The organism is Actinoplanes sp. NBRC 103695, from assembly GCF_030269485.1.
In the GTDB taxonomy this organism is placed as follows: domain Bacteria; phylum Actinomycetota; class Actinomycetes; order Mycobacteriales; family Micromonosporaceae; genus Actinoplanes.
Window position 1 is genome coordinate 87,952 of sequence record NZ_BSTL01000010.1, and the last position, 13,528, is coordinate 101,479.

General features: G+C 68.4%; 15 protein-coding genes. 10 read left to right on the plus strand and 5 right to left on the minus strand.

Features of this window, described 5'->3' with window-relative positions; translation table 11 throughout:
• Positions 1-33: 33 nt before the first annotated feature.
• Positions 34-2,025 (minus strand): RNA polymerase sigma factor, encoded by a 1,992-nt coding sequence (locus tag QSK31_RS48825; RefSeq protein WP_352244454.1) that lies wholly within the window; start codon positions 2,023-2,025, stop codon positions 34-36.
• 4 nt (positions 2,026-2,029) lie between these two features.
• Complete coding sequence (locus QSK31_RS19130) at positions 2,030-2,353, minus strand: YciI family protein (protein WP_285685507.1); 324 nt, start codon at positions 2,351-2,353, stop codon at positions 2,030-2,032.
• An 897-nt stretch (positions 2,354-3,250) separates the two neighbouring features.
• Between QSK31_RS19130 and QSK31_RS19135 the strand changes: the two genes are divergently transcribed.
• The 4 genes from QSK31_RS19135 (at position 3,251) to QSK31_RS19150 (ending at position 6,005) form a co-directional block, all read left to right on the plus strand.
• Positions 3,251-3,850, plus strand: coding sequence for a DUF4360 domain-containing protein (locus QSK31_RS19135; RefSeq protein WP_285685509.1), 600 nt, complete (start codon positions 3,251-3,253; stop codon positions 3,848-3,850).
• 52 nt (positions 3,851-3,902) lie between these two features.
• Positions 3,903-4,517 carry a DUF4360 domain-containing protein gene (locus QSK31_RS19140; RefSeq protein WP_285685511.1) on the plus strand — a complete coding sequence of 205 codons (615 nt, stop codon included), beginning with the start codon at positions 3,903-3,905 and terminating at the stop codon, positions 4,515-4,517.
• Between the two features lie 114 nt (positions 4,518-4,631).
• On the plus strand, positions 4,632-5,213 hold the full coding sequence (locus QSK31_RS19145; RefSeq protein ID WP_285685513.1) for a DUF4360 domain-containing protein: 582 nt from the start codon (positions 4,632-4,634) through the stop codon (positions 5,211-5,213).
• Positions 5,214-5,447: 234 nt separating this feature from the next.
• Positions 5,448-6,005, plus strand: coding sequence for a DUF4360 domain-containing protein (locus QSK31_RS19150; protein ID WP_285685514.1), 558 nt, complete (start codon positions 5,448-5,450; stop codon positions 6,003-6,005).
• Between the two features lie 292 nt (positions 6,006-6,297).
• Here QSK31_RS19150 and QSK31_RS19155 read toward each other — a convergent pair whose 3' ends face one another.
• Entirely contained in the window at positions 6,298-7,614 is a 1,317-nt protein-coding gene (locus QSK31_RS19155; RefSeq protein ID WP_285685516.1) for a hypothetical protein, read from the minus strand.
• Between the two features lie 70 nt (positions 7,615-7,684).
• Here QSK31_RS19155 and QSK31_RS19160 point away from each other — a divergent pair, with 70 nt between their 5' ends.
• Genes QSK31_RS19160 through QSK31_RS19185 form a run of 6 tightly spaced genes read left to right on the plus strand, consistent with a single transcriptional unit; the run spans position 7,685 to position 12,633 of the window.
• Positions 7,685-8,092: an Imm10 family immunity protein gene (locus QSK31_RS19160; RefSeq protein ID WP_285685517.1), complete on the plus strand. Its 408-nt coding sequence runs from the start codon at positions 7,685-7,687 to the stop codon at positions 8,090-8,092.
• A gap of 28 nt (positions 8,093-8,120) precedes the next feature.
• A complete protein-coding gene (locus tag QSK31_RS19165; protein WP_285685518.1) occupies positions 8,121-9,137 on the plus strand; it encodes an ABC transporter ATP-binding protein in 1,017 nt (338 codons plus the stop codon).
• Complete coding sequence (locus tag QSK31_RS19170) at positions 9,137-9,922, plus strand: ABC transporter permease (RefSeq protein ID WP_285685519.1); 786 nt, start codon at positions 9,137-9,139, stop codon at positions 9,920-9,922. Before QSK31_RS19165 ends, QSK31_RS19170 begins: the two co-directional genes overlap by 1 nt.
• A gap of 1 nt (position 9,923) precedes the next feature.
• Positions 9,924-10,703, plus strand: a complete 780-nt coding sequence (locus QSK31_RS19175; protein ID WP_285685520.1) for an ABC transporter permease — start codon at positions 9,924-9,926, stop codon at positions 10,701-10,703.
• 39 nt (positions 10,704-10,742) lie between these two features.
• Positions 10,743-11,750: a hypothetical protein gene (locus tag QSK31_RS19180; protein WP_285685521.1), complete on the plus strand. Its 1,008-nt coding sequence runs from the start codon at positions 10,743-10,745 to the stop codon at positions 11,748-11,750.
• A 37-nt stretch (positions 11,751-11,787) separates the two neighbouring features.
• Positions 11,788-12,633: an NAD(P)-dependent oxidoreductase gene (locus tag QSK31_RS19185; RefSeq protein WP_285685522.1), complete on the plus strand. Its 846-nt coding sequence runs from the start codon at positions 11,788-11,790 to the stop codon at positions 12,631-12,633.
• Here the strand turns inward: QSK31_RS19185 and QSK31_RS48830 are convergent.
• A complete protein-coding gene (locus QSK31_RS48830; protein WP_352244455.1) occupies positions 12,558-12,833 on the minus strand; it encodes an NUDIX hydrolase in 276 nt (91 codons plus the stop codon). The genes QSK31_RS19185 and QSK31_RS48830 overlap by 76 nt on opposite strands.
• Positions 12,830-13,486 carry a TetR family transcriptional regulator gene (locus QSK31_RS19195; RefSeq protein ID WP_285685523.1) on the minus strand — a complete coding sequence of 219 codons (657 nt, stop codon included), beginning with the start codon at positions 13,484-13,486 and terminating at the stop codon, positions 12,830-12,832. The genes QSK31_RS48830 and QSK31_RS19195 overlap by 4 nt, the downstream gene beginning before the upstream one ends.
• Positions 13,487-13,528 lie beyond the last annotated feature (42 nt).

Below are 13,528 nucleotides of genomic sequence, written 5' to 3' on the forward strand. Positions count from 1 at the left end.
ACGTAACCGACACGCTACGCCGAAGATCGGTGATCAGAGCTGTCCGTTCGGAGGATGCTTGAGCTCGCTCAGCGTCCGCCCGGTGAGCTGCTTGCAGAGGTACTCGGCGCGCTCGTAGGAGAGGCGGCGCCGGCCGGTCTCGGGGCAGCGATCGGCGTCGGCCAGGGGACGCGACGGGACCGGCCGGCGGTCCGCGAGAAAGACCGGTCCTCGGGTACGCCCGGCGAGCAGCCGTGGCAGCAGCCGCGCGGTGCCCGACCGCCAGGTGATCCATCGGCGCCCGGCACGGGCCCGGCGGTCCTCCAGATCGAGGTCCTCGACGTTCAGTGACAGAACGTGGTGGATGGGCGCGCCGGACTCGCCGATCAGGGTCCACAACGCACTCTCGCGTAGCGGGGCACTCTCGCGCAGCGGGGCATTCCCGGTATCCCACGCCACGCCTTGCTTCGGAGGCCGGTCCGGCAGGTCCTTCTTGGACAGTTGCCCGGTCAGCGCCGGACTGCCGGACCAGGCGGCGAAGGTGCGGGCCGCGGCCACATGCCGGTTCCAGGTCGCCGGGGCCGCGCCGCCCCACGCCGTCGCGAAGGTGCGCGCCACGTCGTCGGCGGTGATCGCGCTGAGCGGCAGACGGTCACCGAGAGTGCGGCGCAGGCGTCGCATCGTCTGACGGTACGAACGGAGCGTCGCCGCCTCGAGATCGTCCCGCGCCAGGAAAGCGTCCGCCGCCTCGCCCAGCGTCGCCCCGGCCGCCGTGGTCTCGCCCGGCGCTGTCCCGGCGGGGTGATGCGTATATGTGCTCAGAGCGTCGCGGTTGGCGGTGTTCGTGCTTTCGGCGCGTTTCAGCAGGAAGGCGCGCTCGGCGGTGTTGGTGGCCAGGCCGGCTGCCCGCTCGAACTCCCGGCGGGCCTCCGCGGTGCGGCCGAGGCGCAGCAGCAGGTCGGCGCGGACACCCGGCAGCAGGTGGAAATCCCGCAGGGCCGGGTCGGTCAGCAGCGGATCGACCAGGTCCAGGCCGGCCTGCGGGCCCCGGGCGAACCCCACCGCCACGGCCCGGTTGAGGCGGACGACCGGCGTGGGCACCCGCTGTTCGAGCAACTCGTAGAGGGTGGCGATCTGCGCCCAGTCGGTGTCGGCGGCGGTGCGGGCCTGGGCGTGACAGACGGCGATGGCAGCCTGCAACACGTACGGTCCGGGCGTACCCCCCAACTCGCGCGCACGCAGCAGCGCGGTGAAGCCGCGCCGGATGAGCAACGGATCCCACAGCCCGCGGTCCTGGTCGTGAAGCTGCACCGGCACGCCGTCCGGACCGGTCCGTGCCGCCGACCGCGACGCCTGGATCTCCATCAGCGCGACCAGGCCATGCGCCTCCGCCTCGTCCGGCGCGAGTTCGGCCAGGATCCGTCCCAGCCGCAACGCCTCGCGGGTCAGCTCCGGCCGCAGCAGATCGTCGCCGGCCGTGGCCGCATAACCCTCGTTGAAGATCAGGTACAGCACCTCGAGCACCGACGAGAGCCGCGCGGCCAGCTCCTCCGGCGGCGGCAGCTCGAACCGCGCGCCCGCCTCGGCCAGGACGCGCTTGGCCTCCGCGATCCGCCGCAGGATCACCTGTTCCGTGGTGAGGAAGGCGCGCGCGATCTCGGCCGCGCTCAGACCGGCCACCATGCGCAGGGTCAGCGCCGCCCGGGTGCGCGGCGGCAGAGCCGGATGACAGGAGATGAACATCAGCCGGAGCACGTCATCCGGCTGTTCCTCCAGCGCGTCCACGGCCAGCCGCGGCGCCAGCTCCTCGAACCGGCGCGCGCGGCGGATGTGGTCGACCGCCCGGCGCTTGGCGATGGTCGTCAGCCAAGCGCCGGGATTGTCCGGTACGCCGGTCGCGGGCCACTGCTCCAGGGCGGCGACCAGCGCGTCCTGGGCGATCTCCTCGGCCGGCCCGACGTCGTGCAGCAGCCGCATCAGCGCCGCGACGATCCGGGCGGACTCCAGCCGCCAGACCGCGTCGACGGTGGCACGGATGTAGGGCATCGGATTACGGCCCGAACACCTGCTGGATCACGCTCCTGCCGTCGCCGACGATCCGCCGGAAGCGCCGGCCCAGCTCGATCGCCTCCTCCTTGGAACCGACCTCGACCAGAGCGAACCCGCCGACCGCCTCCCGCGCCTCGGCGAACGGCCCGTCGGTCACCGTCACCTCGTCGCCCACCGACGTGATCACCACGGCCTCCGGGGCGAGGCCGCCGGTCGCCAGCAGCACACCCTTGGCGGTCATCTCCTGGATGAACTTGCCCATCTCCGCGTACAGCTGCTCGTCGGCCGGCTCGTCGGTCGCCATCGACATCATCAGGAAGCGCATGTCGTTCTCCGTTCTCGTTGTGGTCCTTCGCCCCTACGTCGATCCGCCGATGTGACAGGGAACGAGCATATTCCCTGTCACATCGGCGGACGACGCCCTGGTGACCTTCCAAGAGACCCCAGGAAGAGGGGATTGGTGAGGGCGACCATCGTCGTGTCGGTGCGGCGGACCTCGGCGCGGACGTAGCGGGAGTTGCGCGGGACCGTTTGCCACGTGACGGTGCCGGTGGCGTCGGCGGGGAGTGGGGCCGAGACGCGGACGCCCTGGTCGGTGATGAGGCGGTCGATCGCGCCGGGTGCGCCCGAGACGGTGAGCGTGACCTGGACGGGGCGTCGCCGACGACGTATCGGGATTCTTCGTCGAGCTGGACGGTGAATTACGCGTGGTGGTGTTGTAAGAACGTCGATGGGGACGTCGCCTCGACGAGTATTTCGTTTCGGCAATTTGGCAACCGCTATTAGCAAGTCATTCCGAGTAACGGCTGGTGGCGTTGGGTGATCATGTTGTGCTGTTGTGGTCGACGTGCGGGGTTACCGGCGATGTGGCGGTGATTCGGCCGATACTCCCGGGACAGAGGACGACCTGCACGTTACCGCGTCTCTTCTCTGCCCGTGGGAATCCGTTGATCCACCAGGCCGGCCAAGCGTGTCAGACGATTAGTCCGGCCGCACAATGGTCCGTTCGTGATACAGCTTTCTACGCCTCGACCGTCACATGAGCTGAATTCACGATCGAAATTTTGGTTTAGCCGTCGAGGCCAGATTTCGGATCCTAGGATAACGACGCAACTGTCCTGCTTGATCGCCGAGTCCAGGGCGAGACGGCAAGGCATCCGGCAAGCTCGTGGTGCCTGGCAATGGAGGCACCTCGATACGTCATTTGAGCAAAGGGGTCTTCATGTCCAGGTTGAGGCTGATGATGGCCGCTGTTGTCGGGGTGTCGCTACTCGCGCCGTTAGCCCCGTCAGCAGCACAGGCGACAACGCGGGTGGCAGTCCCTTATGTCACCGTCCGTGTCAGTAGCGTCAATGGCAGCGGTTGTCCGGTCGGTTCGAGCGTGGTGACCAGCGTGCCGGACCAGACGGCGTTCACCGTGAGTTTCAGTCAGTTCAGAGTGACCGGCGGCAGTTACAAGAACTGCGTCGTCTCGGTCAGAGTATCGGTGCCGGCGGGCTGGACCTATGCGGTGTACGAGGTCAACAACCGTGGCTTCGGCGTCCTTGACTCCGGCGCGTCCGGCCGACTCGTGATGAATTCGTGGTTCACCGGGTTTCCGTGGACGTTGCGCGCTGACCAGACGTTCCGCGGACCGTTTGACGACTTCTGGCAGACGACCAGCGCTGCTCCCTCATTGACCTATGCACCTTGTGGGGCGTCCACCAACCTGACCCTCAACAACACTCTCCGGGTGACCGGGGCAACCACGAGTTCCATGGAGTTGTTCGCGCAGGATCTGCGCGTGTCGACCATCTTCCGCCTGCAATGGAGACAGTGCTAGCGGAACTCCAACCCTTCAGCAGACGATGAGATCACAGACGGAGGGAACTCGCGTGGCCAACCACCGGATCATGATTGCCGCGGTCCTCGGAATGGCGCTGAACCTACCGCTGGTATTACCCGCGGCACCCGCGGCGGCGGCCGCCGACCCTGTGGTGACGCTCCGGATCCTCAGCGCGAACGGCAGTGGCTGCCCAGTCGGCTCGTCCGTCTCGGCGACCGTTCCGTCACAAGAGGCGTTCACGGTCAGTTACAACCAGTTCAAGGTGGTCGGCGGCGACTACAAGAACTGTTTGGTGACCATCCAGGTGACGCCGCCCAAGGGCTGGACATACGCCGTCTACTCGGTCGACAACAGGGGATTCGGTGTGCTCGATGAGGGTGCCCGAGCCAGAATTCAGAACAACTCCTGGTTCACGGGTTTCTCCTGGACGTTGACCACCAACAGCACCGTCGACGGCCCGTACGACGACTTCTGGCAGACGACCGACAGTGGGCCACTGCTTTTCGCGCCCTGCAGCCGTTCCGTCAACCTGAACAACAACAGCACGGTCCGCGTGGCGGGCCCGACCACGAGTTCCATGAGCTTTTCGCGTCTGATGTGCGAGCGTCGATTGTCTATCACCTGGAGTGGAGACGATGCTGACGATTCGGCTATTCGGGCCTAAGGCTGCCGACTCACCCGTACCAGGAAAGCTACTTTTCAGGAGAGTGCCGGCGGTCCTAGGGCCCGCAGGAAACTCTCCGCCAAAGCGAAAGGGAGTTCCATGTTCCGAGTAAGAATGGTGGCGGCGGCCATCGTAGGGATGTCGCTGCTGGGGCCGCTCGCTCCGACGGCGGCCCACGCATCGACGGCGATGGCGCCCAAGATCACTCTAAGGGTTCTCAGCGCCTTCGGCGGTGGCTGCCCGGCCGGCACGACCGATGTGGTTCCCAACGCCGACAACACCGCCTTCAGCCTGGCTTACAGCCAGTTCAGGGTGTACGGCGGTGACTACAAGAGCTGCCGGGTGGTGATCCGGGTGGCCGTACCGCAGGGCTGGACCTATGCGGTCTACTCGGTCATCAACCGGGTGACACCGAACCTGAGCTACAGCGGGTCCGCGAGACTGCAGATGAACGCGTGGTTCACTGGGTACCCGTGGAACGCGTCGGACGACAATTCGATCTACGGGCCGCGGACCACCCTCTGGACCTCGGCCAGCAATGCCGGTGTGTTGACGTACGCGCCGTGCAACGAATCGTTCGACCTGAATGTCAATGACACGCTGAGAATCAGCGGACCAGTTTCGAACTCCGCAGAGCTGATCGATACGGACGTGCGCGCTTCAACGATCTTCAACCTGGTATGGAGGAGGTGCTGACAGCCAGACATGGGGCGTCAATCCCATCGGCCAACGATGATATGCCAATGGCAGGTGGCCCGCCGGTGGCAGCTCATGCCAATCCGCCATCCCTGTGTTGGGCGACGGAACATGTGATGGGAATTGCTGACTGTAGACCGTCCGGCCATTTGCCAGTCCGGCGGACGACGGCCGTCGTCCGCCGGACTCGGAAACGAAGGGGTTCTCATGCCTGGATCGAGGATCATGATGGCCATGGTCGTCGGAGTCTCCCTGCTCGTGCCGTCCGCCTCGACGGCTGCAGGCAAGGCGGAGGGGCGACCCGACCTCACCGTCAAGCTGCTGAGCGCGAACGGCAGCGGCTGCCCGCGCGGCTCGGCCCCGCCCGTCGGGGCGAACGTGCTGCCCACCGGGGCGGTTGCGGTGAGATATGGGAACTTCGTGGTCTCCGGTGGCGACTACCGGACCTGTGTTGTCGTCGTGAACATGGCGACGACGGCTGACTGGACCTACACGATTCCCTCGGTGGAAAACCGCATGTGGGTGGAACTCGACGCGGGCGGAACCGTCAGACTCGGGACAAGCATGTGGTTCACTGGTTTCGCCTGGACCGTGAAGGACGCCAAACAGGTCGCCGGCCCACTCAGCAACTATTGGAGTACCAGCACCGCGCCCGAGCGGCCGACGTGGGCCCCCTGTGGCCAATCGGTCAACCTGGCTATCGCCGAAACGGTTCGAGTTGCCGAGGCCTCGTCGAACACCGCGAGTCTCATCACGACGACCCTCGACCCGCCGACATGGAGACGGTGCTGACTGAACGCGTCGCAGCCAGGCGCCCTTGATGCGCCGGGCCGTGGTGTCCTCACGCGGGCAGTACCAGCCCACCCGCGTCGCCCGCTTTTCCAGCGGCGAGCCGTGCGGTACTGAGGAAATTCACCGGTCACCGCGCTGTTGCGCTGCGCCTTGAACGAGGCGCACCGCCATGGGCTGACCGCACCACTGATCAGGAGGTTGCGTCGGCTGGGTATGAGCCCACCCTGGTCCCCTCCCGTGGCATCCGGCTAGCCGTCCGGCGACAGATGCGTATACGGGAGGGGACCGCCCCTTACGGCGCGGGGGTGATCGGCTGGGCCGGGCCGGCCGTGATCGTGCCGGAAGGCGTGACCGTCCACGGGGTGGCGGTGGCCGTGGGACCGACGGCCCACAGGTCGGCCACGTCGTCGCCGTTGATGTCGGCGGCGGACGGGGTGATGGACTGAGCGGGGTACCAGGAGTCGCTCAGGTGCTGCTCGGTGTAGGAGATCGTCTTCGTGGCCGGGTCGAACGTGACGTCTCGCCACGCGTACAGCTGACCGGTGGTCTTCTGCCAGAGGAACAGGGTTGCCCGGCCGTCGGCGGTGGCCGTGCCGGCCAGGGTCCAGGTGTTCCAGGCCAGGTCGCCGGTGGGAGTGGTCTGCTGGGGCAGCGGCCGGGACAGGTAGCCGCCGGTGAAGCCGGAGTTCGCGATGTAGGTGAGGCGGTTGCCCGCGATGCCGATCAGATCGGGGAGCACGTTGTCGGCGGTGTGCGCGGCACGGACCAGCTGGACCGGGTCGTTGCCCCGGTTGTCGGAGAGCAGGCCGGCCGGCAGATAGACGGCGTTCCCGCTGATGTCGGCGCGGATCGGGGAACCGTCGCCGTTGCCGCGCAGGATGGCGGCCATGCCCGCGCGGTCCCCGGCCGGGTAGTAGATCAGCACGTCCTGGAAGGTTCCCCCGGTGAAGCGGCCGGTGACGACCTGAGCGCCGTCGACCTCGGCGGGACCCCCGCCCGCCCCGATGCCCGCGGGCGTGAGGTTCACGGCGTTCGCACCGAGCCCGCCGGAACCGTTGCCGGCGGCCAGCCACAGCCCGGACGAAAGGCCGTTGGCGCCGCCGACGACCGCCAGGTCGGTGTGCCCGTCGCCGGTGAGGTCACCCTCGTCGGCCAGGTCGCCGGCGTCGGAGTTGAAGGTGATGGTGGTGCTGTCGCCGATGTTTCCGGCCGGGGACAGGCCGTACACCTCCAGGGTGTTGAGGAACCGCTGCGGAGTCACCGTGATCGTGGCCCGGCCCTCAGTGTCGGCCGTCGCGGCGCGGTGTTCCGAACGGTTGAGGCTGTAGCGATAGCCCGTCGGGACCACTCCGCCGGCGCCCTTGGCGATCACGATCTCGACCGGCTTGCCGATCTTGGTGGTGCCGTCGGCGTGGAGGCTCACGTCGCCGTCGGGGGCGAACGATGGCGGGGTGGCCGCGCAGTCGGTGGCGGGGCTGGTGGTCAGGCCGGTGGGCCGGTCGGGGCGGTGGTTGCGGGCGGCCTCGGCCGAGGTCGGCGCCGCCGTCACGGCCAGGGCTGTGGCGACCGCTCCGGCCAGCGCCGTACGCAGGAAAAACGTTACCGTCATGTGCGACGATCCTAGGCGGCACACCGTCCACGGTGGAATCGGGTTTTGCTCACACGGGAGGCCACGACCGATGACGACACGGTTGATCGCGCGGGTGATGAGTGCTGTCCGGGACGAGGAACTGGACGTGCTCGAGGCCGGCTTCGCGGGCAACGGGAACGGCACCGGGTTCGCGTTCATCGTGATGCGGTCGGCGGACGAGCCGGACCACGACGATGTGCGGATGGGCTGGGACAGCTACTGCCTGACCACGGCCGAGGGGCTGACCTACTACGGCGGGCTGGAGTCGGTGGCGCTGGAGGATCGGCGGCTGGTCCTGCGGCTCAGTTCGGAGGCGGCGGACACGCTGGAACTGGACCGGGACGTCGAGGTCGAGCTTCAGGTGGACGCGGACGAGCGGCGTGACTTCCGGGAGCTCTTCCCGGGCATCGTGCTGTGGGGCCGCGAGGATGCCCGGCCGTCGTTATCCGGTTTCTGAAAGGCATCGAAAACCGTATGGTCCCGGCATGCCCCCGATCGTCGAAGCGCGTGATCTCACCAAGGTGTTCCGACGGCCGGAGAAGGATCCGGGACTCGCCGGGTCGCTGAAGCACCTGGTCCGGCGGCGGTTCACCGACAAGGTGGCGGTCGACCACATCGATCTGTCCATCGAGGCGGGCGAGGCGGTCGCGTACGTGGGGCCGAACGGCGCCGGCAAGTCGACCACGGTGAAGCTGCTCAGCGGCATCCTGGTGCCCACCACCGGCGAGGTGCGCATCGACGGCCTGCACCCGCAGCACGACCGGACCGCGATCGCGCACCGCATCGGTGTCCTCTTCGGGCAGCGCACCCAGTTGTGGTGGGACCTGCCGGTCCGCGAGTCGTTCGCGGTGCTGCGCGACATCTACGGCCTCGACGCGGCCACCTACCGCAAACGCCTGGCACGCTTCGACGAGGTGCTCGACCTCGGTGAGATCCTGCCCACGCTGGGCCGCAAACTGTCCCTCGGCCAGCGCATGCGGGCCGACCTGGCCGCCGCGATGTTGCACGGGCCGCGGGTGGTCTACCTCGACGAGCCGACCATCGGTCTGGATCTTCAGGTCAAGGACAAGGTCAGAGAGTTCTTCCGTACGCTGCGCGACGAGGGCACCACGGTCATGCTGACCAGCCACGACCTGGCCGACATCGAAGGCTTCTGCCGCCGGCTGGTGATCATCGACGAGGGCCGCATCATCTTCGACGGTGACCTCGGCGCGGTGAAGGACCAGTACGCCCGCGAGCGGATCCTGCACGTCGAGACCGAGCAACCCGTCCCGGTCGAGGCGGTGCGGCTCGCGCTGCCCGGCGCGGTGATCACCGAGGGCGAGACCCCCAACCAGATTTCCGTACGCTTCGACCGGTTCGTTCTCACTGCCGGTCATGCCGTCACCGCGCTGGCCGGCCTCGCCACCCTGGTCGACTTCCGGGTGGACGAGCCGAGCATCGAGGACGTGATCCGCCGCGTCTACTCCGGCGAGATCCTGTTCGACGCGAAGTCCGCGTGATGGGCGCCTACACGGCACAGGCCCGCGGCGTCGCCCTGGGCATCCTCGAATACCGGGTGAACGTGCTGCTCGGGATCGTCGCGACGCTGATGCAACTGGTCGCCCTGCTGGCGGTGTGGCAGGTGCTGCTCGCCGACTCGCCGGTGCAGGGGTTCACCTGGCCACAGATGCAGGCCTACCTGCTGGTGACGTTCGCGTGCGGTGCGCTGGTGTCGACCAACAGCGACTTCCGGATGGCGTTCCGGATCCAGAGCGGGCTGGTCGCCCTCGATCTGGTCAAGCCGGTCGACTATCAGCGGTCACGGTTCGCGGAGGCGCTCGGCGGCCTGTGGCTGGAGGTGGTGCTCATCCTGATCGTGGTCACGAGCGCCGCCGCGCTGCTGGGCGGGCTGACCGTCCCGGCGGGACCGGCGCTGGCACTGTTCGCGATCAGCATGCTTCTGGTCGTACCCCTCAAGTTTTTGATCGTCTATGTGGGCACGCTCGCGTGTTTCTGGACGCAGAGCTACATGGGGGTGCAGTGGGCGCGGATCGCCGTGATGAGCCTGCTGTCCGGCGCGCTGATCCCGCTCGCCTATCTGCCGGGATGGCTGGGCACGATCGCGCAGTGGTCGCCGTTCGCCGGTCTCACGTCGACGCCGGCGCTGATCTACATCGGCCGGGTCGGGTTCGGTGACGGCATGATGCTTGTCGCGGTGGAGCTCGGCTGGGTGATCGTGCTGTGGTTCGGGGCGCGGCTGCTGTGGCGGGCGGCCGTGCGGCAACTCACGGTCAACGGGGGCTGACGTGCGGATCTATTGCCGGCTGCTCGGCGCACACCTGCGCGCCCTGCTGGAGTACGAGGCGGACTTCTGGATCCTGGCCGCGGCGACCGTCCTCATGCAGGTGGTCAACATCGTCTTCCTCGCCGCCCTGTTCGCCAAGGTTCCGTCACTGAACGGTTGGACGTTCTGGGCCGTGGTGATGATGTTCGGGGCGGTGGCGCTGGCCGAGGGGGTCGGGTCGCTGTTCTTCGAGGGCATGTGGCGGCTGGCCTGGCAGATCAACATGGGCGAGCTGGACTACTTCCTGGTCCGGCCGTACCCGGTGGTGCTGCAGTCGTCCAGCGCTCTGATCGGCATCAACGGCCTGAGCAACATCGTGGTCGGCGGCGCGATGATCGGCGCCGCGATCGCGCACAGCGAGATCGCCTGGTCGCCGTGGCGGGTCGCGGTGGGTGTGCTGCTGCTGATCAGCGCGATCGTCATCAAGCTCTCGATCAACCTGGCCACCAACAGCGTGTCGTTCTGGCTGTCCAGCCCCAGCCCCATTTTCGCGTTCGCGGTGCACCAGGTCGGCGACCTCGCCCGGTTCCCGCTGTCGATCTACCCGGCGGCGTTGAAGGCCGGGCTGGGCATCGTGCTGCCGTTCGCGTTCGTCAGCTTCTTCCCGGTCGCGTACCTGCTCGACGAGGGCTCGAACCGCTGGATCGGCCTGCTCACGCCGCTGGTCGCGGTGTACTGCGCGGCGGTCGCGCTGACCGTCTTCAAGCGCGGCCTCCGCAGATATGAGTCGGCCGGAAACTGAGCCCAGAGGAAGCAGGCACTGTGGACCTACGCTGCATCCATGAGGATGCTGCGCGTCTGGCTGGGGCAGGCGGCACGGTCGCGGACATTGCCGGTGGTCGTCGTCTTCGGGGCGGTGTCGGTCTTCCTGCTGTGGCTGGCGCGCGGCGGCGACGCGTACGGATCGAATCTGGCTCTGAATCTCGGCTCTGAATTCGTCGGCACGCTCGTGGTGATCTTCGCGTTGACCCCGATCATCAGGCGGGCCGAGCGTGGCCGCGTCCGTGAGCATCGGCACCTCGACTTCGGGTGGTACATCGGGCGGGTCAAGACGGCCACCATGAGCATCCGGATCCTGCACACCTTCTCCCGGCTGCTGCTGCCCCCGCACGACCAGCGGTTCCTCGCCGCGGCCACCGACCTGCTGCGGCGCGGCGGCACCGCCCGGATCCTGCTCATGCACCCGGACTCGGTGGCCGCCGCCCAGCGCACCGCCGAACTGGCCGGCCGTGGCGACGTCGCCTCCCAGTCGCGGCGGAACCTGCAGACGCTGGACGTCTTCCACCGCGCGCTGGATCCGGCTCTGCGGCAACGGTTCGAGGTGCGGCTGTACGCGAGCTCGCCGTCGCTGCACGTGTACTGCTGGGACGACCGGCTGCTGGCGTCGTTCCTGCCGATCGGGCGGCTGTCCGGGGACCATGCGCAGCTGGAGGTGTCGGAGGACTCGCCGCTGGGCGGGTTCGTCACCGAACGGTTCGAGGAACTGTGGGACCGGAGCACGCCGGTGGACGACTACTGGCGTACCCGGGTCACCATCGCCGACGCCAGCTACACGCCCCGGTTCCTGCTGGTCGGGGAGCGCTACTACCTGGCCGACCCCGAGGTGGTGGCGCACATCGCCCGGGCCGGCGGGGACGGGCTGCGGGCGGTGCTGCATCACGCGCCGGACCGGTCGTTCCGGGTGTCCGTGCTGGTGGACGGCGATGACGAGGCGGTGGAGGTGCGGTCGCGGTTCGAGGAGAAGTACGCCGCCCCGGAGACGGTGTTCGTGGCGCTGGTGCCGCACTGAGCGATTAGGCTTGGCCTTTTCACGAAGGCGGTCGTCGATGCGGGTTGCGGTTCTGGGTGCGGGCGTGATGGGCGCCGGCATGGTGCATTCGTTGCTGCGGGCGGGGCACGAGGTGACGGTGTGGAACCGGACGCCGTCGAAGGCCGCGCTGCTGGAGGCCGACGGCGCCGTCGCCGCGAACACGGTGGGCGAGGCGGTCACCGGCGCCGATGCCGTCCTGTCGGTGCTCTTCGACGCCGCCGCGACGCTGGCGGCCAAGCCGGCGATCGTCGAGGCGCTGGGGCCGGACGCGGTGTGGATCCAGGCCGCCACGGTCGGCCTCGCCGGCATCGACGAGGTCGCCGACGGGGTGACCGCGATCGTCGACGCGCCGGTGCTCGGGACGAAGAAGCCCGCCGAGGACGGCATGCTGGTCATCCTGGCCTCGGGCGACCCCGCCATGATCGAGCGGGCCACGCCGGTGTTCGAGGCGATCGGGTCGCGCACCCTTGTCGCCGGCACCACGGTCGGCACGGCGACCCGGCTCAAGCTGGTGTGCAACGCGTGGGTGGCGCTGCTGATGGCCGGCATCGGCCAGTCGGTGCAGTTCTCCCGCGCGCTCGGCATCGACCCGGAACTGTTCCTCGCAGCGATCGACGGCGGCCCGACCGGCGCCCCGTACGCCCAGCTCAAAGGCAAGGCGATCCTGGCCGGCGACTACACGACGTCGTTCGCGGTGGACGGCGTGGTCAAGGACGTCGGGCTGATGGTGGAGGCGGCGGCCGAGACCGGCTTCCCGCCCGAACTGCTCGACACGGTGCTGCGGCTCTACACGCGTACGGCGGAGGCCGGCCACGGCGACAGCGACATGGCCGCGGTCGCGGAGGCGTTCACCGGGAAGTAGGGCGGCCGTCCTCCAGATCGGCCGTGGCGCCGGCCGCGCGAGCTCGCGTCGCCGCGCTGATCCGGCGTGCCGCCCGGCACCTCCCAGTGATCCTTGTAGGTCGGCTCGACCAGCAGCACCCGCCCGTCCGGGTGGGTCAGCAGCACACCGGCGCCCATCCGTTTCCGCGGCAACGTCGCGGTGTAGTCCGGGACCGTCATCGGGTGAACCGGGCCAGCGCCGGGGCGATGGCGTCGGCGGCGCGGCGGGCGTCGGCCGACACCGTCTTCCGCAGCCGGGCCGGATTGTGCACGGTGGGAAGGTGCCGGTTCAGGCTGGCGGCGTGCACGTGCCAGAGGCCGACCAGGGCGATCGCGGCGATCTGCGGCTCGGGAGCGTCCGGCCGCAGACCGGCGCGCTCGGCGAAGCTCTCCGTTACGGCGGTGGTGAGCCGGTCGACCATCTCGTGCCGGTAGCCGCGCAGGCTCGCCGTGCTCGTGCTGAGCTCACGGAACCGCCGCAGCTCCGTGACCGCAGTCGCCGGGTCGTCCTGCGTGCCGATCCAGGCGATCAGGCCGTTGAGCTCCCCGGCCAGCACCTGCAGGGCCGCTTCGACCGGTGACATGTCCGGGTCGGCCAGCGCCGCCCGCATCGCGGTCAGCGTGTCCTCGAAACGGTCCAGCAGCAGCGCTTCCTTGACCGGGAAGTAGTTGAAGACCGTCTTCTCCGACACCCCGCAGGCCGCCGCGACCTCGGCCACCCGGACCGCGTCGAAGCCCCGCTCCAGGAACATCCCGGTCGCCGTCGAAGACAGCTGCGAGCGCATCAGCCGCTTCTTGCGCTCCCGCAACCCCACACCGTCGTCACCAGCCACGACCTCAGCATAGTGCTGCTACAGTAAACTTACTGTGACTGA